This window comes from Pseudomonas moorei (genome assembly GCF_008801475.1).
Taxonomy (GTDB): Bacteria; Pseudomonadota; Gammaproteobacteria; order Pseudomonadales; family Pseudomonadaceae; genus Aquipseudomonas; species Aquipseudomonas moorei.
This window is the reverse complement of the sequence record NZ_VZPP01000026.1, coordinates 15,241-31,364: the sequence shown is the minus strand read 5'-3', so window position 1 is coordinate 31,364 and position 16,124 is coordinate 15,241. Positions and strand designations below refer to the sequence as shown.

Annotated in this window: 29 protein-coding genes; all 29 read right to left on the bottom strand. The window is 54.6% G+C overall.

Features of this window, described 5'->3' with window-relative positions; all coding sequences use genetic code 11:
- Window position 1: 1 nt before the first annotated feature.
- Window positions 2-391: a 30S ribosomal protein S11 gene (rpsK, locus tag F7R06_RS29860; protein WP_090325639.1), complete on the bottom strand. Its 390-nt coding sequence runs from the start codon at window positions 389-391 to the stop codon at window positions 2-4.
- A gap of 30 nt (window positions 392-421) precedes the next feature.
- Complete coding sequence (gene rpsM, locus F7R06_RS29855; RefSeq protein WP_008374135.1) at window positions 422-778, bottom strand: 30S ribosomal protein S13; 357 nt, start codon at window positions 776-778, stop codon at window positions 422-424.
- A 130-nt stretch (window positions 779-908) separates the two neighbouring features.
- Window positions 909-1,025: a 50S ribosomal protein L36 gene (gene rpmJ / locus F7R06_RS29850; protein ID WP_002555468.1), complete on the bottom strand. Its 117-nt coding sequence runs from the start codon at window positions 1,023-1,025 to the stop codon at window positions 909-911.
- A 27-nt stretch (window positions 1,026-1,052) separates the two neighbouring features.
- Window positions 1,053-2,381 carry a preprotein translocase subunit SecY gene (gene secY, locus F7R06_RS29845; protein ID WP_003228718.1) on the bottom strand — a complete coding sequence of 443 codons (1,329 nt, stop codon included), beginning with the start codon at window positions 2,379-2,381 and terminating at the stop codon, window positions 1,053-1,055.
- Window positions 2,382-2,819, bottom strand: coding sequence for a 50S ribosomal protein L15 (gene rplO / locus F7R06_RS29840; protein WP_003228720.1), 438 nt, complete (start codon window positions 2,817-2,819; stop codon window positions 2,382-2,384).
- A gap of 3 nt (window positions 2,820-2,822) precedes the next feature.
- Window positions 2,823-2,999 carry a 50S ribosomal protein L30 gene (rpmD, locus tag F7R06_RS29835; RefSeq protein ID WP_003176408.1) on the bottom strand — a complete coding sequence of 59 codons (177 nt, stop codon included), beginning with the start codon at window positions 2,997-2,999 and terminating at the stop codon, window positions 2,823-2,825.
- Window positions 3,000-3,001: 2 nt separating this feature from the next.
- Window positions 3,002-3,502 (bottom strand): 30S ribosomal protein S5, encoded by a 501-nt coding sequence (rpsE, locus tag F7R06_RS29830; RefSeq protein ID WP_003186035.1) that lies wholly within the window; start codon window positions 3,500-3,502, stop codon window positions 3,002-3,004.
- Window positions 3,503-3,505: 3 nt separating this feature from the next.
- The gene (gene rplR / locus F7R06_RS29825; RefSeq protein WP_003186037.1) at window positions 3,506-3,856 is read right to left on the bottom strand and encodes a 50S ribosomal protein L18; all 351 of its coding nucleotides are present in this window, start codon (window positions 3,854-3,856) and stop codon (window positions 3,506-3,508) included.
- A gap of 10 nt (window positions 3,857-3,866) precedes the next feature.
- Window positions 3,867-4,400: a 50S ribosomal protein L6 gene (gene rplF / locus F7R06_RS29820; protein ID WP_003176412.1), complete on the bottom strand. Its 534-nt coding sequence runs from the start codon at window positions 4,398-4,400 to the stop codon at window positions 3,867-3,869.
- A gap of 12 nt (window positions 4,401-4,412) precedes the next feature.
- A complete protein-coding gene (gene rpsH, locus F7R06_RS29815; RefSeq protein ID WP_003228724.1) occupies window positions 4,413-4,805 on the bottom strand; it encodes a 30S ribosomal protein S8 in 393 nt (130 codons plus the stop codon).
- A 209-nt stretch (window positions 4,806-5,014) separates the two neighbouring features.
- The gene (rpsN, locus tag F7R06_RS29810; protein ID WP_003176414.1) at window positions 5,015-5,320 is read right to left on the bottom strand and encodes a 30S ribosomal protein S14; all 306 of its coding nucleotides are present in this window, start codon (window positions 5,318-5,320) and stop codon (window positions 5,015-5,017) included.
- Window positions 5,321-5,333: 13 nt separating this feature from the next.
- Window positions 5,334-5,873: a 50S ribosomal protein L5 gene (gene rplE, locus F7R06_RS29805; protein WP_003210069.1), complete on the bottom strand. Its 540-nt coding sequence runs from the start codon at window positions 5,871-5,873 to the stop codon at window positions 5,334-5,336.
- Window positions 5,874-5,893: 20 nt separating this feature from the next.
- Window positions 5,894-6,208 carry a 50S ribosomal protein L24 gene (gene rplX / locus F7R06_RS29800; RefSeq protein WP_003186046.1) on the bottom strand — a complete coding sequence of 105 codons (315 nt, stop codon included), beginning with the start codon at window positions 6,206-6,208 and terminating at the stop codon, window positions 5,894-5,896.
- 11 nt (window positions 6,209-6,219) lie between these two features.
- Window positions 6,220-6,588, bottom strand: a complete 369-nt coding sequence (gene rplN, locus F7R06_RS29795; protein ID WP_002555479.1) for a 50S ribosomal protein L14 — start codon at window positions 6,586-6,588, stop codon at window positions 6,220-6,222.
- 23 nt (window positions 6,589-6,611) lie between these two features.
- Window positions 6,612-6,878 (bottom strand): 30S ribosomal protein S17, encoded by a 267-nt coding sequence (gene rpsQ / locus F7R06_RS29790; protein ID WP_003176419.1) that lies wholly within the window; start codon window positions 6,876-6,878, stop codon window positions 6,612-6,614.
- 2 nt (window positions 6,879-6,880) lie between these two features.
- Window positions 6,881-7,072, bottom strand: a complete 192-nt coding sequence (gene rpmC / locus F7R06_RS29785; protein WP_002555481.1) for a 50S ribosomal protein L29 — start codon at window positions 7,070-7,072, stop codon at window positions 6,881-6,883.
- Window positions 7,072-7,485 carry a 50S ribosomal protein L16 gene (gene rplP, locus F7R06_RS29780; protein ID WP_003228729.1) on the bottom strand — a complete coding sequence of 138 codons (414 nt, stop codon included), beginning with the start codon at window positions 7,483-7,485 and terminating at the stop codon, window positions 7,072-7,074. Before rplP ends, rpmC begins: the two co-directional genes overlap by 1 nt.
- A 12-nt stretch (window positions 7,486-7,497) precedes the next feature.
- Window positions 7,498-8,184: a 30S ribosomal protein S3 gene (gene rpsC, locus F7R06_RS29775; RefSeq protein WP_003176422.1), complete on the bottom strand. Its 687-nt coding sequence runs from the start codon at window positions 8,182-8,184 to the stop codon at window positions 7,498-7,500.
- A 13-nt stretch (window positions 8,185-8,197) separates the two neighbouring features.
- Window positions 8,198-8,530, bottom strand: coding sequence for a 50S ribosomal protein L22 (rplV, locus tag F7R06_RS29770; RefSeq protein ID WP_003103908.1), 333 nt, complete (start codon window positions 8,528-8,530; stop codon window positions 8,198-8,200).
- Between the two features lie 11 nt (window positions 8,531-8,541).
- Window positions 8,542-8,817, bottom strand: coding sequence for a 30S ribosomal protein S19 (gene rpsS / locus F7R06_RS29765; RefSeq protein WP_002555486.1), 276 nt, complete (start codon window positions 8,815-8,817; stop codon window positions 8,542-8,544).
- Window positions 8,818-8,833: 16 nt separating this feature from the next.
- Window positions 8,834-9,658 (bottom strand): 50S ribosomal protein L2, encoded by an 825-nt coding sequence (gene rplB, locus F7R06_RS29760; protein WP_003186055.1) that lies wholly within the window; start codon window positions 9,656-9,658, stop codon window positions 8,834-8,836.
- 14 nt (window positions 9,659-9,672) lie between these two features.
- Window positions 9,673-9,972 (bottom strand): 50S ribosomal protein L23, encoded by a 300-nt coding sequence (rplW, locus tag F7R06_RS29755; RefSeq protein WP_002555488.1) that lies wholly within the window; start codon window positions 9,970-9,972, stop codon window positions 9,673-9,675.
- Entirely contained in the window at window positions 9,969-10,571 is a 603-nt protein-coding gene (gene rplD / locus F7R06_RS29750) for a 50S ribosomal protein L4 (RefSeq protein WP_007924200.1), read from the bottom strand. The genes rplW and rplD overlap by 4 nt, the downstream gene beginning before the upstream one ends.
- A 12-nt stretch (window positions 10,572-10,583) precedes the next feature.
- Window positions 10,584-11,219, bottom strand: coding sequence for a 50S ribosomal protein L3 (gene rplC / locus F7R06_RS29745; RefSeq protein ID WP_003186059.1), 636 nt, complete (start codon window positions 11,217-11,219; stop codon window positions 10,584-10,586).
- 80 nt (window positions 11,220-11,299) lie between these two features.
- The gene (gene rpsJ / locus F7R06_RS29740) at window positions 11,300-11,611 is read right to left on the bottom strand and encodes a 30S ribosomal protein S10 (protein WP_003186070.1); all 312 of its coding nucleotides are present in this window, start codon (window positions 11,609-11,611) and stop codon (window positions 11,300-11,302) included.
- 156 nt (window positions 11,612-11,767) lie between these two features.
- Window positions 11,768-12,961, bottom strand: coding sequence for an elongation factor Tu (gene tuf, locus F7R06_RS29735; RefSeq protein WP_090325641.1), 1,194 nt, complete (start codon window positions 12,959-12,961; stop codon window positions 11,768-11,770).
- Between the two features lie 30 nt (window positions 12,962-12,991).
- Window positions 12,992-15,097 carry an elongation factor G gene (gene fusA, locus F7R06_RS29730; protein ID WP_090325643.1) on the bottom strand — a complete coding sequence of 702 codons (2,106 nt, stop codon included), beginning with the start codon at window positions 15,095-15,097 and terminating at the stop codon, window positions 12,992-12,994.
- 30 nt (window positions 15,098-15,127) lie between these two features.
- On the bottom strand, window positions 15,128-15,598 hold the full coding sequence (rpsG, locus tag F7R06_RS29725; protein WP_002555493.1) for a 30S ribosomal protein S7: 471 nt from the start codon (window positions 15,596-15,598) through the stop codon (window positions 15,128-15,130).
- A 119-nt stretch (window positions 15,599-15,717) separates the two neighbouring features.
- Entirely contained in the window at window positions 15,718-16,089 is a 372-nt protein-coding gene (gene rpsL / locus F7R06_RS29720; RefSeq protein ID WP_003186084.1) for a 30S ribosomal protein S12, read from the bottom strand.
- Between the last annotated feature and the right edge of the window lie 35 nt (window positions 16,090-16,124).

Sequence of the window (16,124 nt, the reverse complement as noted above, 5' to 3'; positions counted from 1 at the left end):
ATTACACGCGGCGCTTCTTCGGCGGACGGCACCCGTTGTGCGGGATTGGCGTCACGTCGGTGATGCTGGCGATCTTGTAGCCACAGCCGTTCAAAGCGCGGACTGCGGATTCACGACCTGGACCTGGACCTTTGACGTTTACGTCGAGGTTTTTCAGGCCGTATTCCAGCGCAGCTTGACCAGCACGTTCAGCAGCTACTTGAGCGGCAAACGGGGTGGACTTGCGGGAACCGCGGAAACCCGTACCACCGGAGGTAGCCCAGGAAAGAGCGTTACCTTGACGGTCGGTAATGGTCACGATGGTGTTGTTAAAAGATGCATGGATGTGGGCGATGCCATCAACCACTGTCTTTTTAACTTTTTTACGAGGACGAGCAGCAGGTTTTGCCATGATTAATTTCCTGTCGATTCGCTGGGGCGATTACTTGCGGATCGGCTTACGCGGACCTTTACGGGTACGCGCGTTGGTCTTGGTACGCTGACCGCGTACTGGCAGACCACGACGATGACGCAGACCGCGATAGCAACCGAGGTCCATCAAGCGCTTGATTTTCATGTTGATTTCGCGACGCAGGTCACCTTCAGTGGTGAACTTCGCCACTTCGCCACGCAGCTGTTCAATTTGCTCGTCGCTCAGATCCTTGATCTTTGCTGCTGGGTTTACCCCAGTATCTGCACAAATTTTCTGTGCAGTAGTGCGACCAACACCATAGATGTAGGTCAGCGAGATAACAGTATGCTTGTTATCTGGAATGTTAACGCCTGCAATACGGGCCATTCAGTGGGACTCCAATTGACAGCTACCTACGCCCCGGAAGCCAAGAAATAGGGCGCGAGATAATATCGCTGTAATAACAAATAATCAACCCGGCAGCGCACTAGCTGCCGGGCTTGAAGCACAATCACACTCAGCCTTGGCGCTGTTTGTGACGCGGTTCCGCGCTGCAAATTACTCGAACAACACCTTCGCGGCGAATAATCTTGCAGTTACGGCACAGCTTTTTCACCGATGCACGAACTTTCATCACCAACTCCTCGAACCTTATGGGTACTCAGCGCAACATGCCGCTGCCGTAACCCTTCAGGTTGGCTTTCTTCATCAGGGATTCGTACTGGTGCGAAACGAGGTGCGATTGTACTTGGGACATGAAGTCCATCACAACCACGACCACGATCAGCAACGAGGTCCCGCCAAGGTAGAACGGAACGTTGGCTGCAACCACCAGGAACTGGGGCAACAGGCAGACGGCCGTCATGTAAAGAGCACCGAACATGGTCAAGCGAGTCAGAACGCCATCAATGTAGCGCGCAGACTGCTCACCTGGACGGATGCCCGGAATAAAGGCACCGGACTTCTTCAGGTTTTCCGCTACGTCTTTCGGATTGAACATCAACGCCGTATAGAAGAAGCAGAAGAAAATAATCCCTGCACTAAACAGCAGAATATTCAACGGCTGACCAGGAGCGATCGACTGCGAGATGTCCTGCAACCAGCCCATACCTTCAGACTGACCGAACCAGGCACCCAACGAAGCCGGGAACAGCAAAATGCTGCTCGCGAAAATAGCCGGAATAACACCGGCCATGTTCACCTTCAGCGGCAAGTGGCTGGTCTGCGCAGCGAAGACCTTCCGGCCCTGCTGACGCTTGGCGTAGTGAACAGCAATACGACGCTGACCACGCTCAATGAACACCACGAAACCGATAATCGCTACTGCCAGCAAACCGATGGCAACCAGGGCGAAGATGTTGATATCACCCTGACGTGCAGACTCGAAAGACTGCCCGATCGCTCTCGGAAGACCGGCGACGATACCCGAAAAAATCAACATCGAGATACCGTTGCCAACACCACGCTCAGTAATCTGCTCACCCAGCCACATCATGAACATCGCACCAGCCACAAAAGTGGATACCGCGACGAAATGGAAGCCAAAGTCACCAGTGAACGCTACGCCCTGCCCCGCCAGACCAATGGACATGCCAATGGCCTGAACGAGAGCGAGGACGACAGTGCCGTAGCGGGTGTACTGGCTGATCTTGCGACGGCCAGCTTCACCTTCCTTCTTCAACTGCTCCAGCTGCGGGCTGACGGCGGTCATCAGCTGCATGATGATCGATGCCGAAATGTACGGCATGATCCCCAATGCAAAGATACTCATCCGTTCCAGCGCGCCGCCGGAAAACATGTTGAACAAGCTAAGAATGGTCCCCTCATTCTGTCGAAACAGGTCCGCGAGACGGTCCGGGTTGATACCTGGAACCGGGATGTGTGCGCCTATTCGGTAGACGATAATCGCCAGGAACAGAAAACGCAGACGAGCCCAGAGTTCAGACATACCGCCTTTGCCGAGCGCAGAGAGAGCACCTTGCTTAGCCATTTATTCCTCGAACTTGCCGCCAGCTGCTTCGATAGCCGCACGCGCACCTTTGGTGGCGCCGATTCCCTTGCCGATAGTGACAGCGCGAGTCACTTCACCGGACAGCATGATTTTCACACGCTGTACGTTGACGTTGATCACGTTGGCATCTTTCAGGGACTGCACGGTGACGATGTCGCCTTCCACTTTAGCCAGCTCGGACAGACGCACTTCTGCGCGATCCATGGCCTTCAGGGAAACAAAACCGAACTTCGGCAGGCGACGATGCAGCGGCTGTTGACCGCCTTCAAAGCCTGGAGCAATGGTGCCACCGGAGCGGGAAGTCTGACCTTTGTGACCACGGCCACCAGTCTTACCCAAACCACTACCGATACCACGGCCCGGACGATGCTTTTCGCGACGGGAACCCGGCGCTGGACTCAGATCATTGAGTTTCATCGATTAACCCTCGACACGCAGCATGTAGTAAGCCTTGTTGATCATCCCGCGATTCTCGGGAGTATCCTGGACTTCTACAGTGTGACCGATGCGACGCAGACCCAGACCCTTAACGCACAGTTTGTGGTTAGGGATGCGGCCGGTCATGCTTTTGATCAGCGTAACTTTAACGGTAGCCATGATCAGAAGATCTCCTTGACGCTTTTGCCACGCTTGGCGGCAATGGATTCAGGAGACTGCATAGCTTTCAAACCTTTGAAAGTGGCGTGAACCACGTTTACCGGGTTAGTCGAGCCGTAGCACTTGGCCAGAACGTTCTGAACGCCAGCAACTTCGAGAACGGCACGCATAGCGCCGCCAGCGATGATACCGGTACCTTCAGAAGCAGGCTGCATGTACACCTTCGAAGCGCCGTGAGCGGACTTCATTGCGTACTGCAGAGTGGTGCCGTTCAGATCAACCTGGATCATGTTGCGGCGAGCAGCTTCCATTGCCTTCTGGATCGCAGCAGGCACTTCACGCGACTTGCCACGGCCGAAGCCAACACGCCCTTTACCATCACCAACCACGGTCAACGCGGTGAAAGTGAAGATACGGCCGCCTTTAACGGTTTTGGCTACGCGGTTAACTTGAACCAGCTTCTCGATGTAGCCTTCGTCGCGCTTTTGGTCGTTATTTGACATAACTTAGAACTCCAGCCCAGCTTCACGAGCAGCATCAGCCAGCGCTTTAACGCGGCCGTGGTACTTGAAGCCAGAGCGGTCGAAAGCCACCTGCGAGACGCCAGCGGCCTTAGCACGCGTAGCGACCAGCTGGCCAACCTTAGTGGCCGCGTCGATGTTGCCAGTGGCGCCATCACGCAGTTCTTTATCCAAAGTCGAGGCGCTTGCCAGGACTTTGTTGCCGTCGGCCGAAATGACCTGGGCGTAGATGTGCTGCGAAGAGCGGAACACGCAGAGACGCACGACTTCGAGTTCGTGCATTTTCAGGCGTGCTTTGCGAGCGCGACGCAGTCGAGTAACTTTTTTGTCGGTCATTTGCTATGCCCTACTTCTTCTTGGCTTCTTTACGACGGACGACTTCGTCCGCGTAGCGCACACCTTTGCCTTTGTACGGCTCTGGTGGACGGAAGTCGCGGATCTCGGCGGCCACTTGACCTACCAGCTGCTTGTCGATGCCCTTGATCAGGATATCGGTCTGGCTAGGAGTCTCAGCGGTGATGCCTTCCGGCAGTTCGTAATCCACTGGATGCGAGAAGCCAAGAGCCAGGTTCAGCACTGTGCCTTTTGCTTGCGCTTTGTAACCAACACCGACCAGCTGGAGCTTGCGCTCGAAGCCTTGGCTTACGCCTTGGACCATGTTGTTTACCAACGCACGAGTGGTACCAGCCATTGCGCGAGTCTGTTGATCGCCATTGCGAGCAGCAAAACGCAGCTCACCAGCCTCTTCAACGATCTCAACGGACGAATGGATGTTCAGTTCGAGAGTGCCCTTGGCACCCTTCACCGAAAGCTGTTGGCCTGCGAATTTTACTTCGACACCGGCTGGCAGCTTAACGGGGTTCTTAGCGACGCGAGACATGCTTATCCCCCCTTAGAACACAGTGCAAAGAACTTCGCCGCCGACACCGGCAGCGCGCGCAGCACGATCAGTCATCACACCTTTGTTGGTGGAGACGATAGACACACCGAGACCGCCACGAACTTTCGGCAGATCTTCGACGGACTTGTACTGACGCAGACCTGGACGGCTAACGCGCTTCACTTCTTCGATAACCGGACGGCCTTCGAAGTATTTCAGCTCGATAGACAGCAGTGGTTTGGTTTCGCTGCTGATCTGATAACCCGCGATGTAACCTTCGTCCTTCAGGACTTTGGCAACAGCTACCTTCAACGTGGAAGATGGCATGCTTACGACGGACTTTTCAGCCATCTGGGCATTACGGATTCGAGTTAGCATGTCCGCTAACGGGTCCTGCATACTCATGGGCTAGACGCTCCTAATACAGAAAAATTAGCCTTGCGGCTACTACGTGTCGCCGAGAATCTCCGAGCATAGAAAACACGGGCTCAGGCGAGCCGGGTATTCTAGACACACCCCAGAAATGAATCAAGCCCCAAAAGGGGCTTGATCCAGATTCAAGGCCACCGGCGGTCAGGATCTTGCAATCCTGAACACCGAGACTTTGACAGTACTTACCAGCTGGCTTTAACCAGACCAGGTACGTCACCACGCATTGCCGCTTCACGCAGTTTGTTACGACCGAGGCCGAACTTGCGGTAAACGCCGTGTGGACGACCGGTCAGGCGGCAGCGGTTACGCATGCGCGAAGCGCTTGCGTCACGTGGCTGCTTCTGCAGTGCTACTGTAGCTTCCCAACGCGCTTCTGGACTTGCGTTCAGATCAACGATGATAGCTTTCAGTGCTGCACGCTTTTTGGCGTACTTGGCAACCGTGAGCTGACGCTTCAGCTCGCGGTTTTTCATGCTCATCTTGGCCATGGTCCTACTCCAATCAGTTGCGGAACGGGAATTTGAACGCACGCAGCAGAGCGCGGCCTTCATCATCGTTCTTGGCAGTGGTGGTCAGGGTGATGTCCAGACCGCGGAGAGCATCGATCTTGTCGTAGTCGATTTCCGGGAAGATGATCTGCTCTTTCACGCCCATGCTGTAGTTACCACGACCATCGAAGGACTTGGCATTCAGGCCGCGGAAGTCGCGAACCCGTGGCAGGGAGATCGACAGCAGACGATCCAGGAACTCGTACATACGCTCACGGCGCAGGGTCACTTTGACGCCGATCGGCCAACCTTCACGGACTTTAAAGCCAGCGATGGATTTGCGAGCGTAGGTCACAACGACTTTCTGGCCGGTGATCTTTTCCAGGTCAGCAACAGCGTGCTCGATGACTTTTTTGTCGCCGATCGCTTCGCCCAGACCCATGTTCAGGGTGATTTTGGTAACGCGCGGAACTTCCATCACGTTCGAAAGCTTAAGTTCTTCCTTAAGTTTCGGAGCGATTTCCTTCCGGTAAATCTCTTTTAGTCGTGCCATGGTCTTCTACCTAGCAGTGTTCAAGCATCAACCGCTTTTTGGGTCGACTTGAAGACACGAATTTTCTTACCGTCTTCTACCTTGAAACCAACGCGGTCAGCCTTGTTGGTTTCGCCGTTGAAAATGGCGACGTTGGAAGCGTGCAGTGGCGCTTCTTTCTCGACGATACCGCCTTGTACGCCCGACATCGGGTTAGGCTTGGTATGGCGCTTGACCAGGTTCAGACCACCAACAACCAGACGGTTGTCAGCAAGAACCTTCAGCACCTTACCGCGCTTACCTTTGTCTTTGCCGGCGATCACGATGATCTCGTCGTCACGACGAATCTTTTGCATGTCGGATCTCCTTACAGCACTTCTGGGGCGAGCGAGACGATCTTCATGAACTTCTCAGTACGAAGTTCACGGGTCACTGGCCCAAAGATACGGGTGCCGATTGGCTCTTGCTTGTTGTTCAGAAGAACAGCAGCGTTGCCATCAAAGCGGATAATGGAGCCATCAGCACGACGTACGCCGTGACGAGTGCGGACTACAACAGCAGTCATCACTTGGCCTTTTTTCACTTTACCGCGAGGAATTGCTTCCTTGACGGTTACTTTGATGATGTCACCGATACCAGCGTAACGACGATGGGAGCCACCCAGCACCTTGATGCACATAACGCGGCGAGCGCCGCTGTTATCGGCCACATCGAGCATGGATTGAGTCTGAATCATATAATTTCTCCGACCCCTAGTCCTTAGACTTCCACAGCGCGTTCGAGAACATCAACCAGCGCCCAAGACTTGGTCTTGGCCAAAGGACGAGTTTCACGAATAGTGACTTTGTCGCCAATGTGGCACTGATTGGTTTCGTCGTGCGCGTGCAGCTTAGTCGAACGCTTAACGTATTTACCGTAGATCGGGTGCTTAACGCGACGCTCGATCAGAACGGTGATGGTTTTGTCCATCTTGTCGCTGACAACACGGCCAGTCAGCGTACGGACAGTTTTTTCGGCTTCAGCCATGATTACTTACCTGCCTGCTGGTTGAGCACAGTCTTCACGCGAGCGATGTCACGCTTAACTTGCGAGAGCAGATGAGACTGCCCCAACTGGCCAGTTGCTTTCTGCATACGCAGATTGAACTGGTCGCGCAGCAAGCCGAGCAGTTGCTCGTTCAGCTGCTGTGCGGATTTTTCACGAAGTTCATTCGCTTTCATCACATCACCGTCCGTTTAACAAAGGAGGTGGCGAGCGGCAGCTTTGCAGCAGCCAGGGCGAAAGCCTCACGCGCCAGCTCTTCAGAAACACCCTCGATTTCATACAGGACTTTGCCTGGCTGAATCTGGGCAACCCAGTATTCGACGTTACCCTTACCTTTACCCATCCGAACTTCGAGTGGCTTCTTGGAAATAGGCTTGTCCGGGAATACACGGATCCAGATCTTGCCACCACGTTTTACGTGACGGGTCAGAGCACGACGCGCTGACTCGATCTGACGAGCGGTGAGACGACCACGAGCAACAGACTTCAGCGCGAACTCGCCGAAGCTGACTTTGCTACCGCGCAATGCCAGGCCACGGTTGTGACCAGTCATTTGCTTGCGGAACTTCGTACGCTTTGGTTGCAACATTTGGCGTACCCCTTACTTAGCAGCTTTTTTACGAGGCGCTGGTGCTTGTGGTTTCAGTTCTTCTTGGCGACCACCAATTACTTCGCCTTTGAAGATCCAAACCTTTACACCGATCACACCGTAGGTGGTGTGAGCTTCGTAGTTGGCATAGTCGATGTCGGCACGCAGGGTGTGCAGTGGCACACGACCTTCGCGATACCATTCAGTACGTGCGATTTCAGCACCGCCGAGACGACCGCTCACTTGGATTTTGATGCCTTTGGCACCAATGCGCATTGCGTTCTGTACAGCGCGCTTCATGGCGCGACGGAACATAACGCGACGCTCCAGCTGCTGAGCTACGCTCTGCGCAACCAGCATACCGTCGAGTTCCGGCTTGCGGATCTCTTCGATATTGATGTGCACAGGCACACCCATTTGCTTGGTCAGGTCCTGGCGCAGTTTCTCAACATCTTCACCTTTCTTCCCGATAACGATACCTGGACGAGCGGTGTGGATGGTGATACGTGCAGTTTGGGCCGGACGATGGATATCGATACGGCTTACGGACGCGCTTTTTAGTTTGTCTTGGAGATACTCACGCACCTTCAGATCAGCGAACAAGTAGTCCGCATAAGTCCGACCGTCTGCGTACCAGACGGAGGTGTGCTCCTTGACGATTCCCAGGCGAATGCCAATGGGATGTACTTTCTGACCCATCTCTTCGACTCCGTTACTTGTCAGCAACCTTGACAGTGATATGGCAAGACCGCTTGACGATGCGATCAGCACGGCCTTTGGCACGCGGCATGATGCGCTTCAGCGAACGCCCTTCGTTAACGAAAACGGTGCTGACTTTCAGGTCATCAACGTCTGCGCCTTCGTTATGCTCGGCGTTGGCTACGGCCGACTCCAGCACTTTCTTCATGATCTCGGCGGCTTTCTTACTGCTGAAAGCCAACAGGTTGAGCGCTTCGCCCACCTTCTTCCCGCGGATCTGGTCGGCGACCAAGCGGGCTTTCTGGGCGGAGATTCGAGCGCCCGACAACTTAGCGGCTACTTCCATTTCCTAACCCCTTAACGCTTGGCTTTCTTGTCTGCCACGTGCCCGCGATAAGTGCGGGTACCGGCGAACTCGCCCAGTTTGTGGCCGACCATGTCTTCGTTAACGAGAACTGGGACGTGTTGACGACCGTTGTGTACTGCGATGGTCAGACCGACCATTTGTGGCAGGATCATCGAGCGACGCGACCAGGTTTTAACTGGTTTGCGATCGTTCTTTTCCGCCGCCACTTCGATCTTCTTCAGTAGGTGAAGATCGATAAAAGGACCTTTTTTCAGAGAACGTGGCACTGTCGTATCCCTCTATTTACTTGCGACGACGGACGATCATTTTGTCGGTACGCTTATTACCACGAGTCTTCGCGCCCTTAGTCGGGAAGCCCCATGGCGATACCGGATGACGACCACCAGAGGTACGACCTTCACCACCACCATGTGGGTGGTCAACCGGGTTCATGGCAACACCACGAACGGTTGGGCGAACGCCACGCCAGCGTTTGGCACCAGCTTTACCCAGCGAACGCAGGCTGTGCTCGGAGTTCGAGACTTCGCCCAGGGTCGCGCGGCATTCAGCCAGCACTTTACGCATCTCACCAGAACGCAGACGCAGGGTCACGTAGACACCTTCACGAGCGATCAGCTGAGCCGAAGCACCAGCGGAACGAGCGATCTGTGCGCCTTTACCTGGCTTCAATTCGATGCCGTGTACGGTGCTACCAACTGGAATGTTACGCAGTTGCAGAGCGTTGCCCGGCTTGATCGGTGCCAGAGCACCTGCGATCAGCTGGTCGCCAGCGCTCACGCCTTTAGGGGCGATGATGTAGCGACGCTCGCCATCTGCGTACAGCAGCAGAGCGATGTGAGCAGTACGGTTTGGATCGTATTCGATACGCTCGACAGTGGCAGCGATGCCATCTTTGTCGTTGCGACGGAAATCGACCAGACGATAATGCTGCTTATGACCACCACCGATGTGACGAGTGGTAATACGGCCATTGTTGTTACGACCACCAGACTTCGATTTCTTCTCGAGCAGCGGTGCGTGAGGAGCGCCTTTATGCAGCTCCTGGTTGACCACCTTGACCACAAAACGGCGGCCAGGGGAAGTCGGTTTGCATTTAACGATTGCCATGATGCACCCCTTCCTTACTCAGCACTGCTGCTGAAATCGAGATCTTGGCCTGGCTGAAGGGAGATAACTGCCTTCTTCCAGTCATTACGCTTGCCCAGACCGCGAGCAGTGCGCTTGCTCTTACCCAGAACGTTCAGGGTAGTGACGCGCTCTACTTTCACGCTGAACAGGCTTTCGACGGCCTTCTTGATTTCCAGCTTGGTTGCATCAGTAGCAACCTTGAAAACGAACTGGCCTTTCTTGTCTGCCAGAACCGTAGCCTTCTCGGAAACGTGCGGGCCAAGCAGAACTTTAAATACGCGTTCCTGGTTCATCCCAGCAGCTCCTCGAATTTCTTCACGGCCGACACGGTGATCAACACCTTGTCGTATGCGATCAGACTAACTGGATCGGAACCTTGCACATCACGTACATCTACGTGTGGCAGGTTACGAGCAGCCAGGTACAGGTTCTGATCAACAGCGTCCGACACGATCAATACATCGGTCAGGCTCATGTTGTTCAGCTTGCCCAGCAGGTCTTTGGTTTTCGGCGTTTCAACAGCGAAATCCTGAACCACGACCAGACGATCAGTACGCACCAGCTCAGCAAGAATGGAACGCATTGCTGCGCGATACATCTTCTTGTTCAGCTTCTGGGAGTGATCCTGAGGACGAGCTGCGAAAGTGGTACCGCCGCCACGCCAGATTGGGCTACGGATAGTACCGGCACGAGCACGGCCAGTACCTTTCTGACGCCATGGGCGCTTACCGCCACCAGAAACGTCGGAACGGGTCTTTTGCTGCTTGCTACCTTGACGGCCGCCAGCCATGTAGGCCACGACTGCTTGGTGAACCAGCGTCTCGTTGAATTCGCCGCCAAATGTCAGTTCGGAAACTTCGATCGCTTGAGCGTCATTTACATTTAATTGCATGTCAGCTTCCCCTTAACCGCGAGCCTTGGCTGCTGGACGTACAACCAAGTTGCCGCCAGTAGCGCCAGGAACAGCGCCCTTGACCAACAACAGATTGCGTTCAGCGTCCACGCGCACTACTTCGAGGGACTGCACGGTCACGCGCTCAGCGCCCATATGACCGGACATTTTTTTGCCCTTGAATACACGACCAGGAGTCTGGCACTGGCCGATAGAGCCTGGAACGCGGTGGGATACGGAGTTACCGTGGGTGTTATCTTGCCCGCGGAAGTTCCAACGCTTGATCGTACCCTGGAAGCCTTTACCCTTGGACTGACCGGTTACATCAACCAGTTGACCAGCGGCAAAGATTTCAGCGTTGATCAGATCGCCGGCCTGGTACTCGCCTTCTTCAAGGCGGAATTCCATTACGGTACGACCAGCGGCTACGTTCGCCTTAGCGAAGTGGCCAGCCTGAGCTGCTGTTACACGCGAAGCGCGACGCTCGCCGACAGTGACTTGCACTGCACGATAGCCATCGGTCTCTTCAGTTTTGAACTGGGTGACGCGATTCGGCTCGATCTCAATGACCGTGACCGGAATGGAGACACCTTCTTCGGTGAAAATACGGGTCATACCGCATTTACGACCGACTACACCAATAGTCATGTTGTAAACCTCATGAGTGTACGGGGCTTTCACCCGCTATGGCCGCCCATTTCAGAGCGTTACACGACTAAGACCGAGTCTTAGCCGAGGCTGATCTGCACTTCCACACCGGCCGCAAGATCAAGCTTCATAAGTGCATCAACGGTTTTATCCGTTGGCTGGACGATGTCCAGAACGCGCTTATGAGTACGGATCTCGTACTGGTCACGCGCGTCTTTGTTGACGTGCGGGGAGACCAGAACGGTGAACCGCTCTTTACGGGTAGGCAGTGGAATTGGACCACGCACTTGAGCACCAGTACGTTTCGCGGTTTCCACGATTTCCTGGGTGGATTGGTCGATCAGGCGATGGTCGAAAGCCTTCAACCTGATACGGATTTGCTGATTTTGCATTGGATTTCAGACTCCGGCTGCTATTCCCACCGGGCGCAATACGCCCGTTAAAAGGAGGCGCAATTCTATAGACGCCCCCGATAGGTGTCAACCCAATAAAAAAGCCCCCGCTGAGCGGGGGCTTTTTCAAAGCATCAAAGCTGACTCGAAAAGAGCTTACTCGATGATTTTAGCTACAACGCCAGCACCAACGGTACGGCCGCCTTCACGGATAGCGAAGCGCAGACCGTCTTCCATTGCGATGGTTTTGATCAGGGTAACAGTCATTTGAATGTTATCGCCTGGCATTACCATTTCAACGCCTTCTGGCAGCTCGCAGTTACCAGTCACGTCAGTAGTACGGAAGTAGAACTGTGGACGGTAGCCTTTGAAGAACGGAGTGTGACGACCGCCTTCTTCCTTGCTCAGAACGTAAACTTCTGCGGTGAACTTGGTGTGCGGCTTAACCGAACCTGGCTTAACCAGAACCTGGCCACGCTCAACGTCGTCACGCTTGGTACCACGCAGCAGAACGCCGCAGTTCTCGCCAGCACGACCTTCGTCGAGCAGCTTGCGGAACATCTCAACACCGGTGCAGGTGGTGGTGGTGGTGTCACGCAGACCAACGATTTCCAGAGCATCTTGAACGCGAACGATACCGCGCTCGATACGACCAGTCACAACAGTACCACGACCGGAGATCGAGAATACGTCTTCGATTGGCATCAGGAATGGCTTGTCGATAGCACGCTCTGGCTCTGGGATGTAGCTGTCCAGAGTCTCAACCAGCTTACGAACGGCAGTGGTGCCCATTTCGTTATCGTCCAGACCTTCCAGCGCCATACGGGCAGAGCCGATGATGATTGGAGTGTCGTCGCCTGGGAAGTCGTAAGTGCTCAGCAGATCGCGCACTTCCATCTCAACCAGTTCCAGCAGCTCAGCGTCGTCTACCAGGTCAGCCTTGTTCAGGAAAACCACGATGTACGGAACGCCTACCTGACGGGACAGCAGGATGTGCTCACGAGTTTGTGGCATCGGACCATCAGCGGCCGAGCAAACCAGGATCGCGCCGTCCATCTGGGCAGCACCAGTGATCATGTTCTTCACGTAGTCAGCGTGACCTGGGCAGTCAACGTGAGCGTAGTGACGAATGTTCGAGTTGTACTCAACGTGTGCAGTGTTGATGGTGATACCGCGAGCTTTCTCTTCTGGTGCGCTGTCGATCTTGTCGAAGTCAACACGAGCCGAACCGAAAACTTCGGAGCAGACGCGAGTCAGAGCAGCGGTCAGAGTGGTTTTACCGTGGTCAACGTGACCGATAGTGCCAACGTTGACGTGCGGTAGGGAACGATCAAATTTTTCTTTAGCCACGACAATTAACTCCTTGCCTAAAGGACTGAATCAGCCTTGTTTTTTGGTAACGGTTTCGACGATGTGCGACGGAGCCGTATTGTATTTTTTGAATTCCATAGAGTAGCTTGCGCGACCCTGGGACATCGAACGAACGTCGGTCGCATAACCGAACATCTCGCCCAACGGAACTTCAGCACGGATAACCTTACCGGAAACCGTATCTTCCATACCCAGAATCATGCCGCGACGACGGTTAAGGTCGCCCATCACGTCACCCATATAGTCTTCAGGCGTAACAACCTCTACCGCCATGATCGGCTCAAGCAACTCACCACCGCCCTTCTGGGCCAGTTGCTTGGTCGCCATGGAAGCAGCCACCTTAAACGCCATCTCGTTCGAGTCGACGTCGTGGTAAGAACCATCAAACACGGTAGCCTTCAGGCCGATCAGCGGATAGCCGGCAACAACACCGTTCTTCATCTGCTCTTCGATGCCCTTCTGGATAGCCGGGATGTATTCCTTAGGAACCACACCACCCACTACTTCGTTCAGGAATTGCAGACCTTCCTGACCTTCGTCAGCAGGTGCAAAACGGATCCAGCAATGACCGAACTGGCCACGACCGCCGGACTGACGAACGAACTTGCCTTCGATTTCGCAACTCTTCGTGATGCGCTCACGATAGGAAACCTGAGGCTTACCGATGTTGGCTTCGACGTTGAACTCACGGCGCATCCGGTCAACCAGGATGTCCAGGTGCAACTCGCCCATGCCGGAGATGATCGTTTGACCAGTCTCTTCATCAGTTTTGACGCGGAAAGACGGGTCTTCCTGAGCAAGTTTGCCCAGAGCGATACCCATTTTTTCCTGGTCATCCTTGGTCTTGGGCTCAACGGCAACCGAAATAACCGGTTCCGGGAAGTCCATACGAACCAGGATGATTGGCTTGTCAGCGTTGCACAAAGTTTCACCAGTGGTGACGTCCTTCATGCCGATCAAGGCCGCGATGTCACCAGCGCGTACTTCCTTGATTTCTTCGCGGGCGTTTGCGTGCATTTGCACCATACGACCCACACGCTCTTTCTTGCCTTTAACCGAGTTGATCACGCCGTCGCCGGAGGCCAACACACCCGAGTAAACACGGACAAAGGTCAAGGTACCCACGAATGGGTCGGTAGCGATCTTGAACGCCAGAGCCGAGAACGGCTCGTTGTCGTCTGCGTGACGCTCCATCTGCTTTTCCTCGTCATCCGGGTCAGTACCCTTGATGGCAGGAATGTCAGTTGGCGCAGGCAGGTAGTCGATAACGGCGTCGAGAACCAGGGGAACACCCTTGTTCTTGAAGGAAGAACCGCAAACAGCCAGAACGATCTCACCGGCGATGGTACGCTGACGCAGAGCGGCCTTGATTTCCTCGATGGAGAGCTCTTCGCCTTCGAGGTACTTGTTCATCAGCTCTTCGCTGGCTTCGGCCGCAGCCTCAACCATGTTGCTGCGCCACTCTTCAGCCAACTCCTGCAGCTCAGCAGGGATAGGCTCGCGACGTGGAGTCATGCCCTTGTCAGCATCGTTCCAGTAAACCGCTTCCATGGTCATCAGATCAATCTGACCCTGGAAGTTGTCCTCGGAACCGATAGCCAACTGGATCGGCACCGGAGTGTGACCCAGACGCTGCTTGATCTGAGCGATCACGCGCAGGAAGTTCGCACCGGCACGGTCCATCTTGTTCACGTAAACGATACGTGGAACACCGTACTTGTTGGCTTGACGCCATACGGTTTCGGACTGAGGCTCAACGCCGGAAGTACCGCAGAACACAACGACCGCGCCGTCGAGCACACGCAGGGAACGCTCAACTTCAATAGTGAAGTCTACGTGACCCGGGGTATCGATGACGTTGAAACGGTATTGGTCCTTGTGCTGCTTAGCGGAACCCTGCCAGAAGGCGGTAATAGCAGCAGAAGTAATGGTAATACCACGCTCCTGCTCCTGCACCATCCAGTCCGTGGTCGCGGCGCCGTCATGCACCTCGCCCATCTTGTGACTTTTGCCAGTGTAAAAAAGGACGCGCTCAGTGGTGGTGGTTTTACCAGCATCCACGTGAGCAACGATACCAATGTTACGGTAGCGATTAATCGGTGTAGTACGAGCCATAAAGCCCTCGCAAAATTAGTGACGCTAAAATTAGAAGCGGTAGTGCGAGAAAGCTTTGTTAGCTTCAGCCATACGGTGCACGTCTTCACGCTTCTTAACTGCAGCACCTTTACCTTCGGCAGCGTCCAGCAGTTCGCCAGCCAAACGCAGAGCCATAGACTTCTCGCCGCGCTTACGGGCGAAGTCTACCAACCAGCGCATTGCCAGAGCGTTACGACGGGACGGACGAACTTCAACCGGAACCTGGTAAGTAGCACCGCCTACACGGCGCGACTTTACTTCGACCAGCGGAGCGATGGCGTCGAGAGCTTTCTCGAAGATTTCCAGGGGGTCGCTGTTCTTGCGTTCTTTAACCTTTTCCAGCGCGCCATAAACGATACGCTCGGCAACGGCTTTCTTACCGCTTTCCATCACGTGGTTCATGAACTTGGCCAGGATTTGGCTTCCGTATTTTGGATCGTCAAGCACTTCGCGCTTGGCTGCTACGCGTCTTCTTGGCATGGATAAGCCCTCAAACGGTCTTCAGGTTCGCTCGGAATCGGTGCCCTTGACGGGACGCCTCCGACCTTACTCTTATCGACTCAGAAAAATAGAAATCAGTTTTTTGCAGCAAGCGACTATTACTTCGGACGCTTGGTACCGTACTTCGAACGACCCTGGTTACGACCTTTAACGCCGGAAGTATCCAAAGAACCGCGTACGGTGTGGTAACGAACACCTGGCAAGTCTTTTACACGACCGCCGCGGATCAGTACCACGCTGTGCTCTTGCAGGTTGTGGCCTTCACCGCCGATGTACGAGGAAACCTCGAAACCGTTGGTCAGACGCACACGGCATACTTTACGCAGTGCCGAGTTAGGTTTTTTCGGCGTAGTGGTGTACACACGGGTGCACACGCCACGACGTTGCGGGCAGTTCTGCAGCGCAGGCACGTCGGATTTCTCGACGATACGCTTACGCGGCTGACGTACCAGCTGGTTGATAGTTGCCATCTACTAGCTCCACTGTTGTCTTGCGACGCTATTGT